The sequence below is a fragment of the Nonomuraea sp. NPDC049141 genome, from assembly GCF_040648415.1.
Taxonomy (GTDB): Bacteria; Actinomycetota; Actinomycetes; order Streptosporangiales; family Streptosporangiaceae; genus Nonomuraea.
In genome coordinates this window covers 422906-448714 of the sequence record NZ_JBEZDR010000002.1, presented here as the reverse complement: position 1 = coordinate 448714, position 25809 = coordinate 422906, and the positions used below count along the sequence as shown (strand labels likewise).

The window sequence follows — 25809 nt, the reverse complement described above, 5'->3', positions numbered from 1 at the left end:
GAAGGAGGGGCACGCGATGAGCGAGCAGGCGACGAGCGTTTTCACCGGTTATCGGGAGCTGCTGTTCTCGATCGTCTACAACATGCTGGGCAGCGTCGCCGACACCGAGGACGTCCTGCAGGAGACCTGGCTGGCCTGGGCGCCCAGGAGCGCGGCGGGTGAGGAGATCGCCAACCCGCGCGCGTACCTGGTGCGGATCGCGGTCAACCGGGCGCTGGCCCGGCAGGAGAGCATCAGCCGCCGCCGCGAGGACTACGTCGGTCCCTGGCTGCCCGAGCCGCTCATCACCGAGCCGCCCGACGCCGTGGATCCCGCGGTGCGCACCGAATCGCTGTCGATGGCGCTGCTGGTGGTGCTGGAGACGCTCACGCCGCTGGAGCGGGCGGTGTTCGTACTGAACGAGGTCTTCGGGTACGCCCACACCGAGATCGCCGGCATCCTGGACCGCAGTCCGTCGGCGATCCGGCAGCTCGCTCATCGCGCCCGCGAGCACGTGCACGCCCGGCGTCCGCGTTACCAGGCCGATCCGCGGGTTCGGCAGGAGGTGACCGAGCGGTTCATCGCGGCCGTCGCCGGTGGGGACATCGACGCGCTCATGCGGGTGCTGGCGCCGGACGTGATCATGTGGGCCGATGGCGGGGGCAAGGCGCGGGCGGCCGGTCTGCGGCCGGTCCACGGACGGGACAAGATCGCCCGTGTCATCGTCGGCAACGCGACCCGGCGGCCCGTCTCCGATCTCAACATCCGTTTCCGGACCGTCAACGGCGATCCGTCGGCGCTGCTGCTGTCCGGTGACACGCCGTTCGCGGTCATCGTTCTCGATCTCGTTCCCGACGGCGATCAGGTATGCGGCATCTATGCCGTGACCAACCCCGACAAACTCTCTCACTTGGAAAGAGGCATCGCATGATTCTGGTATCCGGAGCAACCGGCAACATCGGCCGGCCGCTCATCGCCGAGCTGGCCGCCAAGGGTGTGAAGGTACGCGCGCTGACTCGTACCCCCGGCAACGCCCGTTTCCCCGAAGGGGTCGAGGCGTGTGACAGCGGCCGTCCCGACTTCGACGGCGTGTCCGCCCTTGTGCTGAACAGCACGGGCGGCTCTGTCGCCCTGCTGGAGGCGGCCAGGGCGGCGGGGGTGCGGCGGGTCGTCACCGTCTCGGCACTGGTCGTCGCCGAGGAGGCGGACCCGGAGGAGGGCGGCAACGCCGCGGTCCACCGGGCGCTGGAGGAGGCGGTGGAGGCAGCCGTCCCGGAATGGACGCATCTGCGCCCCGGTGCCTTCGCCGCGAACTCCTTGCGCTGGGTCCCCCAGCTCCGGGCCGGAGACGTGGTTCGCGGACCGTACGCCCAGGCCCGCACGTCGCCGATCCACGAGGCGGACATCGCCGCCGTCGGCGTGCGGGCGCTGCTCGGGGACGAACTGCTCGGGCAGGCGCCCGCGCTGACCGGGCCGCAGGGGCTGACCTTCGCCGAGCAGGTGGAGATCATCGGCTCGGTGCTGGGCCGGTCGCTGCGGTACGAGGAGATCAGCGCGGACCTGGCGAAGCAGGCGATGATGGCGCAGAACCCGGGGGTGCGCGGCGAGCAGTTCGACTCCATGCTGCGCTACTTCGCGGACAGCGTCGGGAAGCCCGCCCCGATCACCGGCGAGGTGGAACGGATCCTCGGCCGCCCCCCGCGCACCTACGCCGAGTGGGTCACCGACCACGCCGACGCCTTCCGGAACTGACCGTCCAGGACCTGGTTACGAGCCCGTCTCCGTGGACCAGAGCGGGCGGCGGCCGTCGTAGATGACGACGTTGCCGTCGTCCTGCATCTCGAGCCGGGCTCCCGGGTTCTTGCCGGTCTTGGAGTTCCACAGCGGCGTCGTACCCAGGTAGACGACCAGGTTGCCGTCCTTCTGCATCTGGGTGACGGCGCCGGGGTGGCCGCCGGTCTTGGAACTCCACAGGGCCCGGCGGGCGCGGTAGAGCACCAGGTTGCCGTCCTCCTGCTGGACCAGCTGGTAGTCGCCGTTGCGGGAGCGGACGTACTGGTTGGGCTTGAGCGCGTAGCCGGGGGCGAGCACGCTGATCGTGGCATGGCGGTTCCACACCGGCGACTTGCCGTCGTAGATCACCAGGTTGCCGTCGTCCTGCACCGCGAGGCGGGCGCCTGGGCTGTCGCCGGTGTTGGAGGCCCACAGAGGCGTACTCCCCCGGTAGACGACCAGGTTGCCGTCGCTCTGCATGGCGGCGAACGCGCCGGGGCTGTCGCCGGTCTGGCTGCTCCATAGCGGCGTGCTCCCCCGGTACAGCACCAGGTTGCCGTCCTCCTGCTGGTGCAGGGCATAGGCACCGTTGGTCGAGCGTACGGAGTCGCCGGCCTTCAGCGTCTGACCCGGGTTCAGCCACACGGTACGGTCTGCGCTCACCACCACCGTCGAGTGCTTCACCTCCGCCCAGGCCGCCGACGAGACAGAGGCCGTGGCCAGCGCGCCCGCCAGCGCCACCGCACCGACATATCCCAACGTCCTTCTCATTTTTCTCCCCCATAGGTATGGATGATCAAGCGAGAAGGACGCTATCCAGACGTGGTGCGCGATAGGCCCACTTCGAAATGCCTGGAAAGGTCACAGTGCTCCGATCACCACGGCGACCAGGATCAGGGTTGCGAGGGCGAGGCATAACGCCGGGCGCGTCGTCATGCGTCAACCATAGGTTGACGATAGAAGCTACGTCAACCTGGCGTTGACGCGTCAATAGCCGCTGGTGAGTCGTACGCCGGGGCCGGTCGTACGTGGGGTGCCGACGTCATCGACCAGGTTGCCGGTCGAGACGATGGACATCCGGTCGCCCTTGCCCCTCCTGAACAGCAGGCCGGTCTCCTGCCTGGTGCCGTGGCCGAGGATGGTGTTGCCCGTCACGGTGGCGTGGCCGGCGCCGTAGTTCACCGCGTCCAGGGCGAGGTAGACGAAGCGGATGTCCGGCTGCTGGCCGGGCTTCTTGGACTGGGTCAGCGTGTCGGCGCCGAACTTGTGGATCCGGTTGTTGGAGATCGTGGTGCCGGCCTCGCCCTGAAGGTCGCAGCGGATGCCGTAATAGGTCTGCTTCGCGGTGGCCTTCGTACCGAAGTCCTCGATGTAGTTGTTCCGGATGGAGGTGCCGAAGCAGCGGTGGGCGTCGATCGCGTTCTTCGGCGTCGCGTACAGGTGCAGGTCGCTGAACGTCCATCCGGCCGCGTTGTCCGTTTCGATGGCGCTCGCACCGCTGAAGCCGATCCAGGAGCGCTGGAACGTCCAGTCGCTCACGGCGTTGCCGGGATCGACCACCTTGAGCCCGGAACCACCCGACCGCTCGATGTAGACGTCGCTGATCACGCTGTTGACCATGGTGTTGCGGAGCGTGGTGCCGTTCTTGGACGGGTTGCTGATGCGGATGCCGTCGGCGGGCGCGCCGAGGATGTCCACGTCATAGACGCGGGTGTCCCACGAACGCAGCATCAGGCCCACGGTGCCGGTGTTGTGGTCGCGGTTGCCGTCGAGGGTCAGCCGCTCGATGCGTACGGGGTCTGAGCTGTACGGCTGGTTGGTGACCCAGGACTCGGAGGCCAGCATGGCGGGCAGGTTCGCGCCGTCGGCCTGCTTGATCACCGTCCCGGCCTTGGCATCGCCCCGGTACGTCCGGCGGCCGCGCAGGGTGATGGTCTTGTTGATCAGGCACGGGCCTTTGAAGACGACCTCACCGCCCTCCTTGGAGGAGTCGATGGCGGCCTGGATGATCCTGGCGTCGCCGACGGTGTTGGCGCAGGTGGCGTCCACCCGGGTGGCCGTGGCGGGGAGCACCGGCATGATCACTGCCGCGCTGCCGGAGGCGGCCAGTGTCAGGGCGATGGCGCCCCCGATCTGGCGTGGGCATGGTTGAGGCACGTGCCGAGCCTCTTGGAAGGATGCCGACCTGTCCGGTGGACTCCCCGTCCCTGCCCGAAACTTGGTGTCAACCCGAAGCGTTCCAGGCGGGAACGGCCGCTCCTGGCGTCAGAGTGGTGCGAGGTGGATGGTCGCCGACGTCTCGGTGATCGAGGGCACCTTCACGGACAGGGAGTTGACCGACCCGGTGCCGCCCACGCCGAGCGTCGTGGCCGAGGAGGCACCGAGTCCCGTCCCCTGCACCCTCACCGCGCTGGAATCGACTCGGGTGATCGACAGCCAGGTGAAGCCGAACTGGCGGGAGACGCGGAATTTAACCGGAGTAGTGATGGTGATCTTGCAGGTCCCGTCGAAGCATGCCTTGAAGTCCGGCGCCTTCGAGGCCGAAGCCGAAGCCGGAACCGCGGCGACGGACACGGCGGCGAAGGCGACTGCCAGGCAGGTTGTGGCCATCCGATGCATTTTGTCCCTTTCTTGTTCTCTCTCCGTACGACCAGACCCTGCGACGAAGTCTAGGAGTGTCGTTCGAGAGGGCTCCCGAACGACACTTCAAGAGAAGGGACAGTGCTGGCTAAACGCGGAAGACGCGTAGCTGGAGCGCGAGCGTGGCGTAGTAGCCGACCAGCGTGGTCAGCTCGAACACCACGCTCTCCCCCAGCTCCGCGTACTCCGGGTCGTCGAGGTCGGCCCGCGTCACCAGCGCCCTGGTGACGCGGAGCACCGCGTCCTCCCCCGGATCGGCCAGCTCCAGCGGAGCCCCGGTACGCAGGGCCGCGAGCTCGTCCTCGGTCAGCCCGAGGCCGCGCCCGATCTCCTCGTGTACCCGCAGCTCGAAGGCGCTGTCCCAGTGACCGGCCACGACCAGGATCGCGATCTCCCTGGCCCGGGCGCTCAGCCCGGAGCGGTATCGGATCGCCGCCCCGAGCTCCTGCAGCGCGTCGCCCACCGGCGGGCTGAGCAGCATGGCGTTGAACGGGCCCACCAGCCCGCCCTCGTCGTCGAGCATCGAGGTGCCGCGCGGGCCCGCGGTGATCTTCTCGTAGAGGGCCCTGGCGTCGGCGTCGAGGTGGGCAGGGGGCGTGGATGGCAGGCGCTTCATTGCAGCGATGTTAGCCAGACGGTCGTGTCGGACGGCAGGGCGCCGTCATCCAGGGGGCCGCTGGTCAGGAGTACCCGGCCCGCCGGCAGCCGTACGGGAGCGGCGCCGAGGTTGGACACGCAGGTCAGGCCGGACTCCCGGGTGAAGGCCAGGACGTCGGGACCCATCGCCAGCCACGTGAGCGTGCCGTCGCCGAGCAGGTCGCGGCGATGGGCGAGCGCGGTGCGGTAGAGGTTGAGCATCGAGCCGAGGTCGGCCGCCTGGGCCTCGGCCGTGACCTTGCGCCAGCTCTCGGGCTGCGGCAACCAGGTGCGGGTCCCGCCGAAGCCGAACGGCGGCTCGTCGCCCGCCCACGGGAGCGGCACGCGGCAGCCGTCCCTGCCCCGGTTGGTGCCACCGGAGCGGCGGTACATGGGGTCCTGGCGCTGGTCGTCGGGCAGGTCCTCGACCTCCGGCAGGCCGAGCTCCTCGCCCTGGTAGACGTAGACGCTGCCGGGCAGCGCCATCGCCAGCAGGGCCGCCGCCCTGGCCCGGCGGTGGCCGAGCTCCGGGTCGGAGGGCACGCCGTGCAGACGCCCGCCGTGCGCGAACGTCGTGTCCGTCCTGCCGTACCTGGTCACCGGGCGGGTGACGTCGTGGTTGGACAGGACCCAGGTCGGCGGGGCGCCTACCGGCGCGTGCGTGGTCAGCGTGAGGTCGATGACCCGGCGCAGCTCGGCGGGCTCCCAAGGGCAGGACAGGAAGTCGAAGTTGAAGGCGGTGTGCAGCTCGTCGGGGCGCAGGTAGCGGGTGAAGCGTTCCTGGTCGGGCAGCCACACCTCGCCGATCAGCACCCGATCGCCGTACTCGTCGGCGATCTCGCGCCAGCGCCGGTAGACCCCGTGCACCTCGTCGAGATCCTCGTACGAGGTCTCCGACTTGAACAGCAGCGCCGCCGAGTCGATCCGGAACCCGTCGACCCCCCGCTCGAACCAGAAGCGCAGCACGTCCTCGAACTCACGATGGACCTCCGGGTTGTCCCAGTTGAAGTCCGGCTGCTCGGGGGCGAACAGGTGCAGATACCACTGCCCGTCGGAGACCTGCGTCCAGGCGGGCCCGCCGAAGATCGACTGCCAGTCGTTCGGCTCGTCGCGGAACCAGAACCGGTCCCTGGCCCCCCGGTCGGTCAGCGCCTGCTGGAACCAGGCGTTCTCCGTGGAGCTGTGGTTGGGCACCACGTCGATGATGACCTTGATGTCGAGCTCGTGCGCCTCCTCGATGAACCGCTCCGCCTCGGCCAGCGTGCCGAACACCGGCTCGATGCCCCGGTAGTCGGCCACGTCGTAGCCGCCGTCGGCCATCGGCGACGGGTACCACGGGTTCAGCCAGATGGCGTCGATGCCGAGATCCTTCAGGTACGGCAGGCGCGAGCGCAGCCCGGCGAGATCGCCGATGCCGTCACCGTTGCCGTCGGCGAAGCTGCGCAGGTAGACCTGATAGATCGCGGCCCCCCGCCACCACGTTTGCGACATGCGCTATCCCTTAATGCTCCCGGCGGTGAGGCCCGCCATGATGTGCCGTTGGAAGATGAAGAAAACGATGATCATCGGGATGCTGGAGATGACCAGACCACCCATGATCTGGTTCTGGGACACCGCGCCGGCGGTCTGCGACAGGCCCACGCTGACCGTCATGTTCTCGCTGTCGGTCATGACCAGCAGCGGGAGCAGGAAGTCCTTGAAGGCCGTGACGATGGTGAAGATGGAGACGACGCCGAGGATCGGCCTGGAGATCGGCAGGATCACCGACCACAGCACCCGCAGCGGTCCGGCGCCGTCGATCTGGGCCGCCTCGACCAGTTCCCGTGGGATGGAGTCGAAGAAGCGCTTGAGCAGGAAGATGTTGAAGCCGTTCGCCGCCGCGGGGAACCACAGCCCCCAGGCGTTGTTCAGCAGGTGCAGGTCGACGATCGTGACGTACAGCGGGATGATCACCACCATCGGCGGGATCATCAGCGTGGCCAGCATCGCGCCGAGCACCACGTTCCCGAACATCGGCCGGAGCTTCGACAGCGCGTACGCCGCCGCGACGTCCACGGCCATGGAGAACACCCAGGCGCCCAGCGCGTAGAACGCGGTGTTCTTCAGCAGCACGCCGATGTCGAACAGGTCCCACGCCTCGATGAAGGCGTCGAACGTGGGATGGGCCGGGAAGAGGGTCGGCGGCATCTGGGCGATCTCCTCGCCCGTCTTCATGGCGCCGGTGATCATCCAGTAGAGCGGGAAGACGAAGACCAGGGTGGAGCCGGTGACGACCGCGATCAGCACGGTCCAGTAGATGCGCCGTCCCCACCTGCTGTTGAGCTGGTGCGGCGAGACGATGGTACGGAACTGCACCTCGATCCGCTTGGGCGCCCGCTTCTCCCGTCTTCGCCCGGTAGCTGCACGAGCACCGACGGAGATCATGCTTTGTCCTCCCGGGTCAACCGCAGTTGGACGGCGGCGAAGGCGAGCAGCACGATCATGAGCATCATGCCGAGCGCGCCGCCCGCGCCGTAGTCCTGGAGCGTGAACGCGAACTGGTACATCTGGAAGGCGACGGTCATCGTGGCGTCCTCCGGGCCGCCGCCGGTGAGCATGTACGGCTCGATGAACACCTGCATGGTGGCCACGACCTGCAGCATCAGCATGAGCAGCAGGATCAGCCGGGTCTGCGGGATGGTGACGTGCCTGATCCGCTTGAAGATGCCGGCCCCGTCGAGCTCGGCCGCCTCGTACAGCTCGGGCGGGATGTTCTGCAGCGCGGCCAGGTAGATCAGCGTCGCGCTGCCCATGTTCATCCAGGTGGCCACGATGACCAGGGAGATCAGCGCGGTCGACGAGGAGTCCAGCCAGGCCAGCGCGGGCAGGTGGAAGAGGTCGAGCAACTGGTTGAACAGCCCGGGCCCGGGATCGAAGAACCACCTGAACAGCAGCACCGCGACGATCGGCGGCAGCATGACCGGCAGGTAGACCACGAACCGCAGGTAGGCCCGGGCGTGGCGCAACTCGTTGAGCACCAGTGCCATGACGAACGGCACGGCGTAGCCGCAGAGCAGGGCGAGTGCCGTGAACTCCACGGTGTTCAGCCACGCCTTGCCGAACGACGGGTTCTGGACGACGGTCAGGAAGTTGTCCAGCCCCACCCAGGTGGGCGGGTTGACCAGGGTCGTCTTCTGAAAGCTGAGGACGAACTCCCTGATCATCGGATACCACGCGAACACCGCGAAGCACGCAAGCGCCGCGCACAGGAACCCGTAGGCCGTCAGATTGCGCCTGAGGACACGCATGCAGGTCAGCCCTTGGTCGCCAGCATCGAGTTGGCCTTGGTCTCGGCGTCGGAGAGCAGGCTGTCGATGTTGGCGTCCTGGCGGCTCAGCACACCCGACATGGCCACGTCGAGGATGGCGTAGAGCTCCTGGGCGTGCACCGGCTCGGCCTTCGGCGGGACCGTGGCCGCGGCGTCCACGTACGGCTGGTAGTTCGCGACCGGCAGCGTGGCGTTCGCCGTGCGGTCCTGCTGGATCGCCTTGCCGGTGGCCGAGTCGCCGAAGACGTCGTTGTCGGGCACGCCGACGGGGTTGCCGAGCGTCTTGCCGCGGGCGAAGTCGAAGCGGCCCTTGCCTGCGGTGTCGAAGCGGAAGTCGATCCACTCCAGTGCCGCCTTGGCCTCGGCGGGCGTGGCCTTCGGGTTGACCATGAACGCCTCGCCGCCGCTCAGCGACGCCTTGGCCTCGGGGAAGCCGGTGATGCCGTAGTCGGCGACGCTGCCCTTGAACTTGTTGACGACGTCGGTGACGACGTCGGGAGCGCCGAGCATCATGCCGACCTTGCCGCTGCCCATCGCCATCATCAGTGACTCCCAGCCGACCAGGAGCTTGTTGCCCATGCTGTTGTCGACCCAGCGCATGTCGTGCAGGTTCTGCAGCACGGCCTTGCCCTCGGGCGAGTTGAACGCGGCCTTCTTGCCGTCGTCGGTCACCATGCTGCCGCCGCGGCCGTAGATGGCCTGGGTGAAGTGCCAGCCGCCGGTGTTGCCGCCGGAGTACTCGCCGTAGCCGACATAGCCGGCGCCGAGTCCGGCGATCTTCTTGGCCGCCTCGCGGACCTCGGCCCACGTCTTGGGCGGGGTGTTGGGGTCGAGCCCGGCCTTGGTGAACAGCGCGCGGTTGTAGACCAGGCCCACGCCGTAGTGCACGTTGGGCACGCCGTACACCTTGCCGTCCTTGGTGACCAGCTCCCTGACGTCGGAGCGCAGGTCGTTCCAGTTCTTGATCTCGCTGGTGTACGGGGTGATGTCGAGCGCCTGGCCCTGGCCGATCACGTCGTTGTAGTTGGTCACGGGCACCACGAAGACGGTCTCCATCTGGCCACCCGCCAGCTTGGGGCCGAACGTCTTGGGGTCGTAGCACGGCTGCTGGTCCGTGCTCTTCACCGTCACGCCGGGGTGCGCCTTCATGAACGTGGCCACGTCGCCGTCCCAAGCCTGCCGCTCCTTGGGCGCGGACTTCGCCGGCTGGCAGGCCACCGTGATCGACACCGGGGCGGCTCCGCCCGCCGTGGACTTGGCGGGCTCGCCCGAACCACAGGCCGTGGCGGACAGGCCGAGAACAGTGACGACTAACAGTCCTGTGGATCTCTGCATGGGCTGACCCTTCTAAATGCGAGGTGCCCACACCATAGGTTCGCCGACCGATGTCCGCAATATTACGACGGCGGATTGCAAGATAACGACTACGTCACAGTGGGTCGCGTTCAGCGACCCACTGCAGGCTGCGGAGTTTGCGCCTACGTCTTCCTCGCTGTAGAAGCGCGTACGACCAGTTCCGGCTCGAACAGCAGCTCGTCGGCGGGGACCACGGCCTTGTCGATCTGGGCGACCAGCAGGTCCACGGCCGCCCGGCCCATCGCGTCTATCGGCTGGCGGACCGTGGTCAGCGGCGGCTCGGTGCAGTTCATCAGCGCCGAGTCGTCGAAGCCGATGACCGACACGTCGGCCGGCACGGACAGCCCCGCGCGCCGGGCCGCCCTGACCGTGCCGAGCGCGAGCAGGTCGCTGGCGCAGATGACGCCGCTCACCCCCCGCTTGACCAGCCGCGCGGCGGCCGCGTGCCCGCCTTCCAGCGAGAACATCGTGTGCTCGACCAGCCCGGGGTCGCCACCACCGGCCAGGAACGACTCCAGCTTGCGCCGCGACGGCATGTGGTCCTTGGGGCCGAGCACCATGCCGACCTGCTCGTGACCGAGCGCCCGCAGGTGGGCCAGGGCCATCTCGGCGGCCACGATGTCGTCGCACGACACCTGCGGGAAGTCGAGGTGGGCGACGGCCGCGTTGACCAGGACCGTGGGCAGCTTGCGCTCGTGCAGCAGCGCGTAGTGGGCGTGCGAGGCGTCGGCCTGCGCGTAGTGGCCCCCGGCGAAGACCACGCCGCTGACCTGCTGCTGGAGCAGCAGATCGACGTAGTCGGCCTCGGAGACGCCGCCGACCGTCCTGGTGCAGAGCACCGAGGTGAAGCCCTGCTGGGCGAGCGCGCCACCGACCACCTCGGCGAACGCGGGGAAGATCGGGTTCTGCAGCTCGGGCAGCACCAGGCCGACCAGCCGGGCCCGGTCGCCGCGGAGCTGGGTGGGGCGCTCGTAGCCGAGGACGTCGAGCGCGGTGAGCACGGCCTCGCGGGTCGCCTCCGACACCCCGGGCTTGCCGTTGAGCACGCGGCTCACGGTCGCCTCGCTCACTCCGACCTTCTTGGCCACCTCTGCGAGTCGTCGTGTCATGCGCAAACTATAAGGCCGACAGCGCAAATACTTGCAACCGCTTACAGGGATCCGACGTCGCCCCCTTGCGGGTGGTTCTCGCGGATATTCAGCGCACTTGACCCGTCTGACCAGCCAGGGAGACGCTCGTGAGCCGTCACTTGTCAGTCAATTGTTTGCGAAATCTCGTCGAAATATTGCTGACATCTGCTCGGCATCTTATGGTTCGCCCAACGTCTTCCTCGAAGGGCCACCCCCCATGAGAGCTGTCCTAGCCGCCCTTGCGTTAGTCATCGGATTCCTGGCCACCCCCGCGTGGGCGGCCGACACCAATCTCGCCGCGGGCAAGACCGCCACCGCCAGCAGCTACACCGACGTCTACCCCGCGCCCAACGTCACCGACGGCAACCAGGCGACCTACTGGGAGTCGGCCAACAACGCCTTCCCGCAGTGGGTACAGGTGGACCTCGGCTCGACCGCCACCGTGAACCAGCTCACGCTCAAGCTCCCCAGCGGCTGGCCCAGCCGTACGCAGACGCTGACCGTACTGGGCAGCGCGAACGGGACGAGCTTCAGCACGATCAAGGACGCCGCCACCTACACCTTCAACCCCACGGCGACGATCGCCGTCAGCGCGTCCGGCACGCGCTATGTCCGGCTCCAGATCACCGCGAACAGCGCCTGGCCGGCCGGCCAGCTCTCCGAGTTCGAGGTGTACGGCCAGGCGGACCCCGGAAATCCAGGTGACGGGACGAACCTGGCGACCGGCAAACCGATCACCGAGTCATCGCACACCCACACCTACGTGGCGGCGAACGCCAACGACGGCAACGTCCAGACGTACTGGGAAGGCGCCGCCTACCCCGGCACGCTGACCGTGCAGCTCGGCGCGAACGCCGACCTGACCTCCATCGTGCTCAAGCTCAACCCCGACCCCGCCTGGGCCACGCGTACGCAGACCATCCAGGTGCTCGGCCGCGAGCAGAGCGCCACCGGCCTGTCCAACCTGGTGACGCAGGCCGTCTACACCTTCAACCCGGCCACCGGGAACTCGGTGACGATCCCGGTGACGGCCAGGGTCGCGGACGTGCAGCTCAAGTTCACCGCCAACTCGGGGGCGCCCGGGGGGCAGGTCGCCGAGTTCCAGATCTTCGGCACCCCGTCGGCCAATCCCGACCTCACGGTCAGCGGGCTGACCGCGTCGCCGGCGGCTCCGATCGAGACCGACGCGGTCACGCTGTCGGCCACCGTGAAGAACTCCGGCACCGCGCCCTCCGCCGCGACCTCCGTCAACTTCTACCTGGGCACCGTCAAGGCGGGCAGCGCCAACGTGGGCGCGCTGGCCGCCGGGGCCTCGGCCACCGTGTCGAGCGGCATCGGCACGCGTGACGCGGGCACCTACCAGGTGAGCGCCAAGGTCGACGAGGACGACAAGGTCACCGAGCTGAACGAGGGCAACAACACGGCCACCGCGTCGCTGACCGTGAAGCCCGTCGACACCGCCGACCTGATCGCCGCGCCCGTGGCCTGGACGCCGGGCAATCCCGCCCAGGGCGACACCGTGACGTTCTCGGTGGGGATCAAGAACCAGGGCACCATCGCCTCCAGCGGCGGCTCCCACGGCATCACCCTGACCATCGCCGACGAGTCCGGCACGGTCGTCAAGACGCTGACCGGCGCCACCAGCGGCGCGATCGCCCCCGGCGCCACCGCCGGACCGGCCGGGCTCGGCACCTGGACCGCCGCCAACGGCAGGTACACGGTCAAGGTGGTGCTGGCCGACGACGCCAACGAACTGCCGGTCAAGCGGGCCAACAACACCAGCACGCAGCAGTTGTTCGTGGGGCGCGGCGCGCACATGCCGTACGACACCTATGAGGCGGAGGACGCGGCCATCGGCGGCGGCGCCACCCGGATCGGCCCGAACCGGACCGTCGGCGACCTCGCCGGCGAGGCGTCCGGACGCCGGGCGGTGACGCTGGGCACGAACGGCTCGTACGTCGAGTTCACCACCAGGGCGTCCACCAACACGCTGGTCACCAGGTTCTCCATGCCGGACGCGGCGGGCGGCGGCGGGAACAGCTCGACGCTGAACGTCTACGTCGACGGCACCTTCCTCAAGGCGATCGACCTGACCTCCCGCTACGCCTGGCTCTACGGCGCCGAGGCGGGCCCCGGCAACTCCCCCGGCTCCGGGACCCCGAGGCACATCTACGACGAGGCCAACCTGCTGCTCGGCACCACGGTCCAGGCGGGCCACAAGATCAAGCTGCAGAAGGACGCGGCCAACGGCTCGACGTACACGATCGACTTCGTGGACCTGGAGCAGGTGGCGCAGATCCCCAACCCGGACCCGGCGCACTATGCCGTACCAGCCGGTTTCACCCATCAGGACGTGCAGAACGCGCTCGACAAGGCGCGCCAGGACAGCACGCTCGTCGGCGTCTACCTGCCCGCGGGCGACTACCAGACCGCCAGTAAGTTCCAGGTGTACGGCAAGGCGGTCAAGGTCGTCGGGGCAGGGCCATGGTTCACCAGGTTCATCTCACCGTCGGGCCAGGAGAACACCGACACCGGCTTCCGCGCGGACGCCACGGCCAACGGCTCGACGTTCGCGAACTTCGCCTCCTTCGGCAACTACACCTCGCGCAACGACGGCCCCGGCAAGGTGTTCGACCTGGCCGGCGTGGCGAACATGGTGATCGACAACCTCTGGGTGGAGCACCAGATGTGCCTGCTCTGGGGCTCCAACACCGACAACATGACGATCAAGAACTCGCGCATCCGCGACACGTTCGCGGACGGCATCAACATGACCAACGGCAGCACCGGCAACCTGGTCACGAACATCGAGGCCCGCTCGACCGGCGACGACAGCTTCGCGCTGTTCTCCGCCATCGACATCAACAACGGCGAGCAGCGGGACAACGTCTTCGAGAACCTGACGTCGCTGCTCACCTGGCGGGCCGCGGGCGTCGCGGTCTACGGCGGGTACGCCAACACCTTCCGGAACATCTACGTCGCCGACACGCTGGTCTACTCGGGCGTCACGATCAGCTCGCTGGACTTCGGCATCCCGATGCTCGGCTTCGGGGCCAGTCCGCCCACGAGCTTCGAGAACATCTCGCTGGTCAGGACCGGCGGTCACTTCTGGGGCCAGCAGACCTTCCCGGCGATGTGGTTGTTCTCCGCTTCCAAGGTGTTCCAGGGGATCAGGGTCAGCAACCTGGACATCGTCGATCCGACCTACCACGGCATCATGTTCCAGACGAACTACGTGGGCCAGCAGCCGCAGAACCCGATCAAGGACACGATCTTCACGAACGTGTCGATCAGCGGCGCCCAGAAGAGCGGTGACGCCCTCGACGCCAAGTCCGGCTTCGGCCTCTGGGCCAACGAGCTGCCGGAGGACAATCAGGGCCCGGCCGTCGGCTCCGTCACGTTCAACAACCTGAGGTTCAGCAACAACGCTCAGAACATCAAGAACACGACGTCGACCTTTACGATCACGGTAAATCCCTAGATATCAGCCCTGGTGGGCAGGCCCTGCCAGTCGCTCGCGCTGGTCACCGCGGCGGCGCTCAACAGCGTCCCGCGGTGCAGGCGCTCCGGCGGGGTCAGCCCGTCCAGGGCGGCGCTGATGTAACCGGCCACGAACGCGTCGCCCGACCCTGCGGTGTCGACGATCGGCACCTGCAGGGCGGGCGCGTCGTACCGCATGCGGTCCGCCCGCACGCTCGCACCCTTGACGCCGCGGTTCACCACGACCTCGCGCTCGGGCGTGAGCGCGGGCTTGACCAGGTCGAGCTCGTCCTGGCTGAGAAAGAGCAGGTGGGAGGCGCAGGCCAGCTCGCCCAGCACCTCCTCGGCCTCGCGCACCGACGGCCAGAGCTCGGGTACGTACTCGACGGCGAAGGAGATGACCAGCTCGGCGGTCTTGGCCGCGCTCACCGCCGTACGGACCGCCTCCAGGGCGTTCCTGCCGAGCCCCGCCGTCAGGCCGGTGACGTGCAGCATCTTCGAGGACCCGATCCGGTCGATGGGCACGTTGCCCGGCGTCAGGCTCGTACCGGCCGATCCGCTGCGGTAGTGCGTGAGGCGCTGCTCGCGGCCCACGCGTGACTCCCTGAGCAGCAGCCCGGTGTGCGCGCCCTCGATGACCCGGACGTCGGCCGCGTCGACGCCCTCGCCCTTCAGCACGGTGAGGACCCTGGCGCCCAGCTCGTCGTTGCCGACCTTGCCCAGGTAGGCAGCCCGGTGTCCGAGCCGGGACAGGGCGATGGCGAGGTTGAACTCCGGGCCGGTGACGTCCAACCGGGCTTCGGTCTCATGACGTACCCGGCCACTGGACACGACCCCCAGCGCCTCGCCGAGCGTGTAGACGTCGGTCATGCCGCAGACTGTAGCCGGTCATGGGATCACAAATCGGATTTTTCGGTAACGGTCCTGGTCAGGCCCGTGATCAAATATTTTCTGTAACTTTAACGAACATTGTCCCCATCTTGTGCATCAAAGTAGTAGAGGAGGTTGGCGATCCCGAGCCGGCCTCAGCGAAAACGGGGAATGAGAGGAATCAGCACCCTCATGAAGAACATCGCTGTAGGAATCGTCTCAGCCCTTGTGGGCGGGACTCTCCTGATTTCAGGCGCCGGTGCCGCGTCGGCCACGACGAAGGCTCCGACCGTCGACATCAGGGACATCTCACCGAACCCGGTCGTGGTCAAGGCCGGTAGCGAGACGGAGGCCTTCTTCAAGGTCGACGCCAGCTCGGACGTCGAGAAGGTCCAGCTCAGTGTGGAGCCGGTCGACCCGCGCTACCGCACCCTGCGGGCCAAGGACGTCAACAAGGTCGAGAGCTGGCGCTTCTCCGTCCCGTTCAACGAGAACGACCAGGACGGCAAGTGGAAGGCCACCGCCCAGGCCTACGACAAGGACGGCAAGGTCGTCGACACCGACACCGCGTTCTTCGCCGTAGAGATCCAGAAGGGCAAGGCGCAGACGCGCATCTCGCGCTTCAGCGCCGACCCGTCGAAGGTCCGCAAGGGCAGGATCATCGAGTTCTCCGGTCGTCTCCAGGTCAACGACGACGACCGCTGGAAGGGCGTCCGCGGCGAGCGGGTCAGCATCTTCTACAAGGCCAACGGCTCCAGCGGCTGGAAGTGGGTCGCCTCCGACCGTACCGGCTGGAACGGCCGGTTCGAGGCCGACACCCGTGCGTACAAGAGCGGCCTGTTCAAGGCCGTGTACGCGGGTGACGACGAGCTCGAGGCCGCGACGAGCGGCAACGACTACGTGCGGGTCGTCCCGCGCTGGTACCGCTAGTCACAACCGCTAGTCACATCTAAGGCAGCGGCCCGGTCCCCGTACGGGGGGCCGGGCCGCTGTTTTGTCCTGAGCCCGACAGCCCTTCGCCGCGCCGTCCGTGAAAGACACGGGCCGAGGGGTAGCGTCGAAGTATGGCTGAGGACCTGCTGAAAGAGTTCGATCCGTTCGACGTCTTCGATGCCGAGGCGGGCCGGCTGGACCGTTTCTTCGCCGGGCTGGACGACGCCGGATGGGCGCGGCCGTCGCGCTGCGAGGGGTGGTCGGTCCGCGACGTCCTGGGCCATCTGGCGGGCGAGGAGCTCTACAACCACGCCTGTCTCGACGGCAACGTGCAGGACCTGCTGGCCCGCCTCGCCAGGGAAGGAGTCGAGGGCTTCCACGACTTCAACGAGTGGTGTGTACGCCAGCGCCGGAACATGCCCGTGGAGCAGGTGCTCCAGGAGTGGCGGACCGAGAACGCCGACACCCGGCGCCGCATGCGGGAGCTCGGGCGGGACGCGTCGCTCGACACCATGGCCGGCCCGTACCCGGTGGGGATGCAGGCCTTCCACTACGACTCCGAGTACGCCACGCACGCCGACGACGTCGGCGCCCCGGTGCCGAAGGAGGAGGCCGACGCCCGGACGCTTTGGCGGGTGGCGGTGGGCCGGTTCGCCCTGTCGGAGCAGGGGGCCCAGGTCCAGGTGGAGCAGACGGCCGAGCAGATCCGGGTGAACACGGCCGGGTTGACCACGACGCTGTCGTTCCCGGTGTTCGTCGAGGCGACGGTGGGGCGTCTGACGCCCGACGACGATGTCGACCCGCGGGTCGCCTCGGCTCTGAGGTGCCTGGCCTGAGCTCAGGCGGCTCGGTCAGCTCAGGCGGCTCGGTCAGCTCAGGCGGTGATGACCGCCAGCAGGAGCAACAGCACGACGACCACGCCGAGCAGGGCGATCAGCCAGATGTGCGCCGTGGCCCACGACTGCATCCGCTCGCGGTAATATCCCGCGTCGGATCCTGTCTCGATCTTGTTGATTGCGGCTACACGCCGCGCCAGGTCGGGGTCCTCCAGCTCAAGTGCCTGCTCGATTTCCCCGAGGATGCGGCGTTCCCTTCCAGATAGACTCATTGTGACCACCATCACTCCGCGCCGGTGAAAGCCATGTACCCGGAAGTAACCGGCACATACCGCTTCCACCGGGCGGAAGTGGCGATCAGACCTTGCCGTAGCGCTGCTTGAAGCGCTCCACGCGACCGGCGGTGTCGAGGACCCGCCCGCGGCCGGTGTAGAAGGGGTGACTCGCCGAGGAGACGTCGACGTCGACGACCGGGTAGGTGTGGCCGTCCGCCCACTCGACGGTCCTGTCACTCGTCAGGGTCGAGCGGGTGAGGAAGGCGAACCCGACGCTCGGGTCGCGGAAGACGACGGGCTGGTACGAGGGGTGCAGGTTCTTTCTCATGCCCCCTGCAACCGTACGACAATGGTTTTCATTCCCTGGATTCGGGGTCGAGTCCGAGTGCCGCCCGGCCGCCGTCCACGGGGACGGTCGCGCCCGTGACGAAGGCGGCGCCGTCCGAGAGGAGATAGACCACCGCGGCGGCCACCTCGTCCGCTCCCGCGACCCTGCCGAGAGGGTGCAACCTGGCCATCTCCGCCTCGATTCCCGCCGCCACCTCGGCCGGCTGGGCGGCCAGGAACTCGGCGTACCGCTCCGTCGCCACCGAGCCGGGGGCGACCGCGTTGACCCGGATGCCGCGCCTGCCGTATTCGACGGCCAATGCCCTGGTCAGGCCCTCGATGGCGGCCTTCGCGGTGGAGTACGGCAGGCTGCCGGGCACCGCCCTGCGCGCCTGGTGGGAGGTGATGTTGACGATGGCGCCGGGCGTACCGGCCTTGAGGAAACGCCGTACGGCGGTGGCGCAGCCGACGACGGCGAGATCCAGGTTGGCGGCGATCAGGGCGCGGATCTCGGCGGTCGTGGCGGTGTGCACGGACGCGTCCCTGAAGACGGCGGCGTTGTTCACCCAGCCGGACAGCCCGCCCTCGGCCTGCGCGAGGTCGGCGGCGTGCTCGGTGACGCTCTCGTCCGCCGCGTCGCCGACGACCGGGACGACCCGGGGGCCCGCCCAGTCCAGTGCCGCGGCGTCGCGTTCGACGGCGACCACGGTGCCTCCGTCCTTGAGGAGCCGCTCCACCACGGCCCGGCCGATACCCCTGCCTCCACCGGTGACGACGTAGGTGGGAGTCATGTCACAGTGTCCATAGTGGGATGAAGGGGAACGAAACCATTCGTGATCGCCTCGCCTGCTCGCCTGATCGGTGCACTGGCGATCACGCAGACCGCCGGATACGGCATCCTTTACTACGCTTTCTCCGTCTTCATCACCCCGATGGCCCGCGATATGCACGCGGGGGTCGCCGAACTCACCGGTGCGATAACGCTGGCCGTACTCGTCTCGGCGGTCGTGGCGCCGCCCATCGGCCGCTGGCTCGACCGGCATGGCGGGCACGGCCTGATGACGGTGGGCTCGGCGCTCGGCGCGGCGGCCGTGCTCGCCTGGTCGCAGGTGCACACTTTGGTCCAGCTCTACCTGGTGTGCGCGGTGCTCGGCGTCGCCTCCGCGATGGTGCTGTACGAGGCCGCGTTCGCGGTCATCGTCGCCCGGTTCGACGCGGCGCGGCGGGCGCGGGCCCTGCTCGCCGTGACCGTCGTCGCCGGCTTCGCCTCCAGCATCTTCCTGCCCCTGACGGGCTTCCTCGTCGATCGATACGGGTGGCGGCAGGCGCTGGTCATCCTGGCCGCCGGATACGCGGTGACGGCCGTACCCCTGCACTTCCTGGCCGTGCGGAGCCGTCCCTTCTCCGCGGAAACGGACCGGAGTGTCGTCGGGGCGGCGTTGCGGGAACGGCCGTTCTGGCTGCTGGCGGCGGCGTTCCTGACGCAGACGGGCGCCGTGGCGGTCATGGGCGTGCTGCTCGTGACGTACCTGATCACGCTCGGCCACTCCCCCATCTTCGCGGCGACCGTGGCGGGGCTGCTCGGCGTGCTGTCGGTGACCGGCCGGCTGGTGACCACCGGCCTGCAGGGGCGGTGGCCGGTGGCGCTGATCACCGCGGCCGTGTTCGCGCTGCAGGGCGCGGCCGCGCTGCTGCTACCGGTGGCCGGGCGGAGCGTGGCGGGCGCGATCTGCGCCGTGGTGCTGTTCGGGCTGGGGTTCGGGGTGAGCACCATCGCCCGTCCCGCGCTGCTCGCGGACCGGTACGGCACCGCCGCCTACGCGACGCTGAGCGGGGCAGTGGCCCTGCCGATCACCGTGGCCAAGGCCGTCGCGCCCCTGCTCGCGGCCGGTGTGGCGCAGCTGGCCGGATACCCCTCGGTGATGATCGCGGTGGCGGCGGCCTGCGGGCTCGGCGCCCTGTCCCTGGTGGCCTACGATCGCCGTGGGCGAACAGAGCGAGCGACCTCCGGCGAACACGTAAGGTAGCCGCATGGATACCCCCACCGAGGCTCTCCACCGCGTGTTCGGCTACGACTCGTTCCGGGCCGGGCAGCAGGAGATCATCGATCACGTCGTCGAGGGCGGCGACGCGCTGGTGCTCATGCCGACCGGCGGCGGCAAGTCTCTGTGCTACCAGATCCCCGCGCTGGTCCGTCCGGGCGTCGGGGTGGTCGTCTCGCCGCTGATCGCGCTGATGCAGGACCAGGTCGACGCGCTGACCGCGCTCGGCGTGCGCGCGGGGTTCCTCAACTCCACCCAGGACTTCGACGAACGACAACGGGTCGAGGCCGCCTTCCTGGCGGGCGAGCTCGACCTGCTCTACCTCGCGCCGGAGCGGCTGCGGGTCGAGACAACGCTGCGACTGCTGGCCAAGGGCGAGATCTCGCTGTTCGCCATCGACGAGGCGCACTGCGTGTCGCAGTGGGGGCACGACTTCCGCCCCGACTACCTGGCGCTGTCCGAGCTGCACGAGCGCTGGCCGGAGGTGCCGCGCATCGCGCTGACCGCGACCGCCACCCCGGCCACCCATGCCGAGATCGCCTCCCGGCTGCGGCTGGAGAAGGCCCGGCACTTCGTGGCCAGCTTCGACCGGCCCAACATCCACTACCGCATCACCACCAAGAACGAGCCGAAGCGCCAGCTCCTCGACTTCCTGCGCGCGGAGCACCCGGGCGAGGCGGGCATCGTCTACTGCCTGTCGCGCTCCTCGGTCGAGAAGATCGCGGCCTTCCTCGTCGACAACGGCATCGCCGCCGTGCCCTACCACGCGGGCCTCGACAACCGCACCCGCGCCGCGCACCAGTCGCGCTTCCTGCGCGAGGACGGGCTGATCGTGGTGGCGACGATCGCGTTCGGCATGGGCATCGACAAACCCGACGTACGCTTCGTCGCCCACCTCGACCTGCCGAAGTCCGTCGAGGGCTACTACCAGGAGACCGGCCGAGCCGGGCGCGACGGGCTGCCCGCGACCGCCTGGATGGCCTACGGCCTGCACGACGTGGTCCAGCACCGGCGCCTGGCCATGGAGGGCGACGACGCCCACCGCCGCCGCCAGGTGCTCCACCTCGACGCGATGCTGGCGCTGTGCGAGACGGTCGAGTGCCGCCGGGTGATGCTGCTCGACTACTTCGGGCAGCAGGACTCCAAGCCGTGCGGCAACTGCGACACCTGCCAGGCGCCGCCCGAGTCGTGGGACGGCACGGTCCCGGCCCAGAAGGTCCTGTCCACGGTGCTGCGGCTGCGCCGCGAGCGGGGGCAGAAGTTCGGCGTCGGGCAGATCGCCGACATCCTGCTCGGCAAGAAGACGGCCAAGGTGCTGCAGCACGGCCACGACTCGCTGAGCGTGTTCGGGGTGGGCGCCGACCTCGGCAACACCGAATGGCACGGGGTGGTGCGCCAGTTGCTGGCCCAGGGGCTGCTGGCCGTCGAGTCCGACTACGGCGCGCTGGTCCTCACCGACGCCAGCGCCGACGTGCTGCGGGGGCAGCGCGAGGTACGCCTGCGCCGCGACGCCCCGCGGGTCGCCCGGGCGAAGACCGCCGCCAAGGACCGTCCCGTGGTGGAGCTGCCGGCGGCGGCCGAGCCCGTCTTCGAACGGCTGCGGGCGTGGCGGGCGGCTACGGCCAAGGAGCAGGGGGTCCCCGCTTACGTGATCTTCCACGATGCGACGCTGCGGGAGATCGCGACGCTGTCGCCGTCCACGCTGGCCGAGCTCGGGACGGTCAGCGGGGTGGGCGAGAACAAACTGGCCAAGTACGGCGACCAGGTCCTGGAGACGCTCGCGTCCTGAGGTGGGGTGTTAGTGGGGGCGACGGCCGCACGAAGATCGGCCGTCGCCACCACGTTGCTCGCCCTGGGCTCGGCGTTGGGGTTCACCACCGCGCCGACAGGGCCGCACATGCACGCATCGTCTGGTACGGCCCGGGGTACGGGGCCGCCCTCGCACTCATGCGCCGCTATCCGTACCCGCATCTCGGGCGGATCACCCGTCGCCAGCGCCCCGATTAACAACCAGATCTATGACTTTGAGCGCTATAGGGTGCTCGCGGCGGGGGCGGCCGTCTCCTCGTCGCGGGGGAAGAAGGGGAGGTCGATGTAGACGCGGTCGGCGGCGGCGAGGATCTTCGCGGCGTCGTCGACCGGCGGGTGGATCTGCTGGTTGATCCGCTTCTTGATGGCCGCGCCGTCGGCGCCCGAGGCCATCACCCTGCGGTCCCAGCCTCGGGTGAAGAGCCCACCGGCGCCGCCCAGGTCCAGGCAGGTGACGTACGGGCCGGGGGTGAAGTCGCGCAGCGGCAGGTCAAGCAGGTCGGCCGCCGCGTTGTAGCCGGCGACCTTGCCGAGCGGGGTGGCGTGCTGGCAGGCCTGCATGACCGTGTGCTCGGTGTCGAAGGCCGCCGCAGCCGTGTCCCCGGCGACGAACGCCTCGGGAAGGGCGCGCAGCCGCTGGTCCACCGGCACCCGGCCGAGGTGGTCGAGCTCGTCGGAGAGCTGCCGGGTGAGGTCGCTGGCCCTGATCCCTACGGACCAGACCACCGCGTCCGCTACGGCCCTGGTGCCGTCGGAGAGGACGGCGTATCCGTCGCCGACCTCTGTCACTGTTGTCCCGAGGCGGCGTTCGACGCCCAGCTCGTCCAGCGCCGCCTCGATCTCCTCGCGCGGGCCCGGGCCGAGTTGCCGTCCGACCATCTCCGACCGGTCCACCAGCAGCACCCGGCCCCGGGCGGCCAGGGCTGTCGCGGCCTCCAGGCCGGTGAACCCGGCGCCGACGACCACGGCGGAGTAGTCCTCCCGGTCGCGCAGAAGATCGGTGAGCCGGCGGGCCCCGTCCAGGGTGTCGATGTCGAAGAGCCGTTCAGCGCCGGGCAGGCCCTGGGGCCGGACGAGCTTGCTGCCCGCCGCCAGCACCAGGCGGTCATAGCCGACCTCCTCGCCGTCGGCCACCACCACGCGTCGGTCGGTGTCGATCGTGCTCACCCAGGCCCGCAGGTGCTCGACGCCGATCGGCTCAAGGATCCTGCTGAGCTCCACCTTGGCCAGGTCCGGCTCCGGCTCGTACAGGCGTGGCCGCAGTACCAGGTACTCGTTGGGCGCGATGAGGGTGATGCGCAGGTCCGCCTCTCCGCGTGCCAGCGCCGCTCCCGCCGCGCTCCACACACCCGCGAAACCGCCTCCGATGATCACAACGTGTGCCATCGTGTCGTCCTCTCTCAGCCTCGCCCCCGGGGGGATCGGGGGGTTCGGCAGGGAGTCAAGATGGCCGGCTCAGATGTGACCGATGTGGGCGAGCTTTTCGGGATTGGCCAGTCTCCTGAACGCCGTGATCCGCCCGTCGGCGATCTCCATGGTGTCGAGCCAGACCAGCTCGCCGCCGCGGTAGGTCGCCAGGGCCGGGTGCCCGTTCACCTCGATGATCTGGAACGCGTCGGGGCGCCTGATCTCGATCTGCCTGACCGCCAGCAGGGCGATCGTCTCGGCGCCCTGGACCGGCCTGCGCGCTGCGGTCACCTTGCCGCCACCGTCGGCGACGTAGACGGCCTCGGGGTGCAGCAGCTCGACGAGCGCGGCGATGTTCCCCGCGTCGGCCGCCGCTTTGAAGGCCTTGAGCACGCGTTCGGCCTCGGCCCTGGACGCCCGGGGCCGCTCCTCGACCTCGGCGACCCGGGCCCGCGCGCGGGAGGCGAGCTTGCGGCTGGCGGAGGGGGTGCCGCCGAGCACCTCGGCGATCCGGCCGAACGGGAAGTCGAAGACGTCGTGCAGCACCAGCGCGACCCGTTCGGCGGGGGTTAGCCGCTCCATGACCACCAGCATCGCGGTGCTCACCGACTCGCCCATGAGCACCGGAGTGGCGGCGTCGGGCCCGGTCAGCAGCGGTTCGGGCAGCCAGGGGCCGACATAGGACTCGCGCCGGACGCGCGCCGACTTCAGCACGTTGTAGGACGTCCGGGCGGCCAGAGTCACCAGCCAGGCCCGCAGATTCCGCACCTCGGACAGGTCGGCGGCGGCGGCGCGCAACCAGACCTCCTGCGTCACGTCCTCAGCCTCGGCGACGGTGCCGAGAATCCGGTAGGCCGCCCCGAAGACCGCGGGGCGATGCGACTCCCAGTCGGCCTCCGCCAACCTGCCGGCCAGCTCCACCCTCGGTCTCCTCCCCCCTCGGGTCAGTGATCGACCTCCGATTCCAGGCAACCGGTCTCTGACCGCACCGACCGAGGAGCCTTGAGAATCGCCCTTCGGTGTAGACGCCCTCGGGGTGGTAGCCACGCCTCGACGCCTACGAACTGCTCCGACCGGCACCAGGGCAGCAGAGGAGTCTCCCGGCTCAGCCCGAACCACTGGATCGCAGGACGGCAGCGGTGGACATACTGGGCTGCTTGTCGCGCACCAGATCACCTATCTGTGGGCTGTTTCCCCACGGAAGGGTGGATAGCGATGATCAGCCGGTGGGGTCGTCCGTCGTCGGCCTGCTCGTCGTGATACTTGCTGACCAGCGAAGCCACCACTCCGGACAGCTCTTCGGCGAAGGCCGCCCGGTCGGCGGCCGAAGCGAAGCGGACCTCGCCGTCGATCGCGAACGTGGCGACCCGCTTCCTGGCCTTCGCGGCGGCGGTGATGAGGGCGCCCACGTCACGCACCAGGCGAGCGGCCACGGCCAGCAGCCAGCGGGCCGAGAGCTGGTCGGGGGCTCGGGACGGGTCGGGTTCGACCGCCGACAGGGCTGTCGGCGAGATGACGTAAGAGGCGGCCGATGCCTGCATGACGCGTTCGGTGCAGTTGCCCTTGCGCCGCTCTTCGACGAGCTCCACGAGGCCGTGGCGTTCCAGGGCTCTGAGGTGGTAGTTGACCTTCTGCCTGGCCAGACCGACCTTGGCGGCCAGCATCGTGGCCGAGCCCGGCTCGGCGAGCTCGGCCAGCAGCCGGGCGCGTACCGGATCCAGCGACACCTCGGCGGCGGCCGGGTCCTCAATCACCGCGACTTCGTACATGGCTCCACGCTGACACCGACAATTAATGCTGTCAAGCTATCTGCTGTTGTCAGTCCAGTGGGGGTCGCGGCCCAGGTAGGCGAGCAACCGGTCCTGCGCGAGGGCTTGGGGGGCGGCGTCCAACGGTAAGGCGAACCGGGCCGGGCGGTCGGCGTCGGTGGCGAAGAGGCGGGCCAGTGGCAGGAGCTCTGTCGCCATGGGCGCCGGGATGGGACTGGGGTGACCGCAGGATCGGGCCACGTCCCAGGCGTGCACGGTCACCTCGACGGCACCGACGCCGCACACGGTCGCGGCCGTCAACGGGCAGCCGCCGATGGAGACGATGGCTGCCCGGGCGTTCGCCCAGGCGTGGAGCAGGCTGGTGGCGCGGTCCCGCAACGCGACCACAGGATCGACCTCGCCGCCGACCACCACCGGACCTACCGCGGCCGGACCTCCCAACGCCGGACCTCCCGAGGCCGGACCTCCCAGCGCCGGACCTCCCGAGGCCGGACCTCCCGAGGCCGGGCCGCCTGGCACCGGCGGGCCATGGGTGGTGGCATTGGTGGTGTTGGGCTTGTTGTGGCCGTCGCTGATCGGCGGGACGAGGGCGACGTGGCCGAAGGTCGCGGCTTCCGCCAGTGCCGTGAACGAGTCGTTCGCGTGTGCCAGCAATGCCCGCAGGTCCCAGCCGTCGCATGGGGTGGGACGGTCCAGGTCGCCGGGCGTGACCAGGCTCAGGCAGCCCAGCGCGTAGTCGATGGCCTGCCCCAGCAGAGCGACCCCGCCCATCCAGGGATCAGCGGTGGTGTCGGCGTTGGTCGTGGGTGGGGACTTTCGCATTTTTGCCTCCCTCTCTCGCTGTGCAGACAAGGCGGCGGGTGGAAATTCACCGGTACCGCGACCCGGACCCGCCGCGGGCTCGTGGGCGGGAGCGGGGGATCCCCAGGCGGCGGGCGCGTCGTGGCGGACGCGACAGATGCGGACGCCTCGCAAGCAGCGGCGGAGCCGGGCCGGTGCTGCCGTACGGTGTGGGCGCGTTTCGCGGTTCGATGGCATGACGCATGAAGGTGTCTGTCCTTTCGATGGGACTACTGCCGCGCCGTGGCGGCCTGATTTCGGGCAGGGTCGAGTGCCCCCGGAACCTGCGTCAGGCGGTGGGTGCGCCGTTGCGGGGGAGGTACAAGGCCGGGCGTGGCGGAGAGGCGGTCGGCTGAGGCCGCTCCTCTCCGGACTGGCCGGGGTAGGAGGTCGGTCGCCG

The 25809-nt window shown here is 69.2% G+C and carries 24 protein-coding genes; 7 read left to right on the top strand and 17 right to left on the bottom strand.

From position 1 onward, the window contains the following. Nucleotides 1-16: 16 nt before the first annotated feature. Together sigJ (AB0B91_RS06900) and AB0B91_RS06895 are read left to right on the top strand one after the other, a co-directional pair. Complete coding sequence (gene sigJ / locus AB0B91_RS06900; RefSeq protein WP_358316833.1) at nt 17-910, top strand: RNA polymerase sigma factor SigJ; 894 nt, start codon at nt 17-19, stop codon at nt 908-910. After that, the gene (locus AB0B91_RS06895; RefSeq protein ID WP_358316830.1) at nt 907-1731 is read left to right on the top strand and encodes an NAD(P)H-binding protein; all 825 of its coding nucleotides are present in this window, start codon (nt 907-909) and stop codon (nt 1729-1731) included. The genes sigJ (AB0B91_RS06900) and AB0B91_RS06895 overlap by 4 nt, the downstream gene beginning before the upstream one ends. Before the next feature lie 15 nt (nt 1732-1746). Here AB0B91_RS06895 and AB0B91_RS06890 read toward each other — a convergent pair whose 3' ends face one another. The 9 genes from AB0B91_RS06890 to AB0B91_RS06850 form a co-directional block, all read right to left on the bottom strand. Then, nucleotides 1747-2523: a hypothetical protein gene (locus AB0B91_RS06890; RefSeq protein ID WP_358316827.1), complete on the bottom strand. Its 777-nt coding sequence runs from the start codon at nt 2521-2523 to the stop codon at nt 1747-1749. A 216-nt stretch (nt 2524-2739) separates the two neighbouring features. After that, nucleotides 2740-3909, bottom strand: a complete 1170-nt coding sequence (locus AB0B91_RS06885; RefSeq protein WP_358316824.1) for a hypothetical protein — start codon at nt 3907-3909, stop codon at nt 2740-2742. Nucleotides 3910-4017: 108 nt separating this feature from the next. Further along, nucleotides 4018-4362 (bottom strand): hypothetical protein, encoded by a 345-nt coding sequence (locus tag AB0B91_RS06880; RefSeq protein WP_358316821.1) that lies wholly within the window; start codon nt 4360-4362, stop codon nt 4018-4020. A 118-nt stretch (nt 4363-4480) separates the two neighbouring features. After that, on the bottom strand, nt 4481-5008 hold the full coding sequence (locus AB0B91_RS06875) for a carboxymuconolactone decarboxylase family protein (protein WP_358316818.1): 528 nt from the start codon (nt 5006-5008) through the stop codon (nt 4481-4483). After that, complete coding sequence (locus AB0B91_RS06870; RefSeq protein WP_358316815.1) at nt 5005-6519, bottom strand: glycoside hydrolase family 13 protein; 1515 nt, start codon at nt 6517-6519, stop codon at nt 5005-5007. The genes AB0B91_RS06875 and AB0B91_RS06870 overlap by 4 nt, the downstream gene beginning before the upstream one ends. A 3-nt stretch (nt 6520-6522) precedes the next feature. Then, on the bottom strand, nt 6523-7452 hold the full coding sequence (locus AB0B91_RS06865; protein WP_358316812.1) for a carbohydrate ABC transporter permease: 930 nt from the start codon (nt 7450-7452) through the stop codon (nt 6523-6525). Continuing rightward, nucleotides 7449-8315: a sugar ABC transporter permease gene (locus tag AB0B91_RS06860; protein WP_358316809.1), complete on the bottom strand. Its 867-nt coding sequence runs from the start codon at nt 8313-8315 to the stop codon at nt 7449-7451. The genes AB0B91_RS06865 and AB0B91_RS06860 overlap by 4 nt, the downstream gene beginning before the upstream one ends. A gap of 5 nt (nt 8316-8320) precedes the next feature. Further along, on the bottom strand, nt 8321-9670 hold the full coding sequence (locus AB0B91_RS06855; RefSeq protein ID WP_358316806.1) for an extracellular solute-binding protein: 1350 nt from the start codon (nt 9668-9670) through the stop codon (nt 8321-8323). 143 nt (nt 9671-9813) lie between these two features. Continuing rightward, nucleotides 9814-10800, bottom strand: coding sequence for a LacI family DNA-binding transcriptional regulator (locus tag AB0B91_RS06850; protein ID WP_358316803.1), 987 nt, complete (start codon nt 10798-10800; stop codon nt 9814-9816). A 238-nt stretch (nt 10801-11038) separates the two neighbouring features. Between AB0B91_RS06850 and AB0B91_RS06845 the strand changes: the two genes are divergently transcribed. Continuing rightward, nucleotides 11039-14302 (top strand): discoidin domain-containing protein, encoded by a 3264-nt coding sequence (locus AB0B91_RS06845; protein WP_358316800.1) that lies wholly within the window; start codon nt 11039-11041, stop codon nt 14300-14302. Here AB0B91_RS06845 and AB0B91_RS06840 read toward each other — a convergent pair. After that, complete coding sequence (locus AB0B91_RS06840) at nt 14299-15171, bottom strand: sugar kinase (RefSeq protein WP_358316797.1); 873 nt, start codon at nt 15169-15171, stop codon at nt 14299-14301. The two genes, AB0B91_RS06845 and AB0B91_RS06840, sit on opposite strands and share 4 nt — an antisense overlap. 192 nt (nt 15172-15363) lie before the next feature. Here AB0B91_RS06840 and AB0B91_RS06835 point away from each other — a divergent pair, with 192 nt between their 5' ends. Continuing rightward, nucleotides 15364-16101, top strand: coding sequence for a hypothetical protein (locus tag AB0B91_RS06835; RefSeq protein ID WP_358316794.1), 738 nt, complete (start codon nt 15364-15366; stop codon nt 16099-16101). Nucleotides 16102-16235: 134 nt separating this feature from the next. Further along, complete coding sequence (locus AB0B91_RS06830; protein WP_358316791.1) at nt 16236-16940, top strand: maleylpyruvate isomerase family mycothiol-dependent enzyme; 705 nt, start codon at nt 16236-16238, stop codon at nt 16938-16940. 38 nt (nt 16941-16978) lie between these two features. On the opposite strand, the gene AB0B91_RS06825 is transcribed toward AB0B91_RS06830, so the two are convergent. The 3 genes from AB0B91_RS06825 to AB0B91_RS06815 all read right to left on the bottom strand — a co-directional run bounded on the left by AB0B91_RS06825 (nt 16979) and on the right by AB0B91_RS06815 (nt 18333). Next, nucleotides 16979-17212, bottom strand: coding sequence for a DUF3040 domain-containing protein (locus tag AB0B91_RS06825; RefSeq protein WP_358316789.1), 234 nt, complete (start codon nt 17210-17212; stop codon nt 16979-16981). An 85-nt stretch (nt 17213-17297) separates the two neighbouring features. Beyond that, nucleotides 17298-17543, bottom strand: coding sequence for a type B 50S ribosomal protein L31 (locus AB0B91_RS06820; RefSeq protein WP_225290234.1), 246 nt, complete (start codon nt 17541-17543; stop codon nt 17298-17300). Between the two features lie 28 nt (nt 17544-17571). Further along, entirely contained in the window at nt 17572-18333 is a 762-nt protein-coding gene (locus AB0B91_RS06815) for an SDR family oxidoreductase (protein WP_358316786.1), read from the bottom strand. A 42-nt stretch (nt 18334-18375) separates the two neighbouring features. Here AB0B91_RS06815 and AB0B91_RS06810 point away from each other — a divergent pair, with 42 nt between their 5' ends. Together AB0B91_RS06810 and recQ are read left to right on the top strand one after the other, a co-directional pair. Further along, nucleotides 18376-19569: an MFS transporter gene (locus AB0B91_RS06810; RefSeq protein ID WP_358316783.1), complete on the top strand. Its 1194-nt coding sequence runs from the start codon at nt 18376-18378 to the stop codon at nt 19567-19569. A gap of 4 nt (nt 19570-19573) precedes the next feature. After that, the gene (gene recQ, locus AB0B91_RS06805; protein WP_358316780.1) at nt 19574-21373 is read left to right on the top strand and encodes a DNA helicase RecQ; all 1800 of its coding nucleotides are present in this window, start codon (nt 19574-19576) and stop codon (nt 21371-21373) included. A gap of 242 nt (nt 21374-21615) precedes the next feature. On the opposite strand, the gene AB0B91_RS06800 is transcribed toward recQ, so the two are convergent. The 4 genes from AB0B91_RS06800 to AB0B91_RS06785 form a co-directional block, all read right to left on the bottom strand. Next, nucleotides 21616-22779 (bottom strand): FAD-dependent oxidoreductase, encoded by a 1164-nt coding sequence (locus AB0B91_RS06800; protein ID WP_358316777.1) that lies wholly within the window; start codon nt 22777-22779, stop codon nt 21616-21618. A gap of 69 nt (nt 22780-22848) precedes the next feature. Beyond that, nucleotides 22849-23721: an RNA polymerase sigma factor SigJ gene (gene sigJ, locus AB0B91_RS06795; RefSeq protein WP_358316774.1), complete on the bottom strand. Its 873-nt coding sequence runs from the start codon at nt 23719-23721 to the stop codon at nt 22849-22851. Nucleotides 23722-23972: 251 nt separating this feature from the next. Continuing rightward, a complete protein-coding gene (locus AB0B91_RS06790; RefSeq protein WP_358316771.1) occupies nt 23973-24569 on the bottom strand; it encodes a helix-turn-helix domain-containing protein in 597 nt (198 codons plus the stop codon). 36 nt (nt 24570-24605) lie between these two features. Beyond that, complete coding sequence (locus AB0B91_RS06785) at nt 24606-25391, bottom strand: maleylpyruvate isomerase N-terminal domain-containing protein (protein ID WP_358316768.1); 786 nt, start codon at nt 25389-25391, stop codon at nt 24606-24608. Nucleotides 25392-25809: the final 418 nt, after the last annotated feature.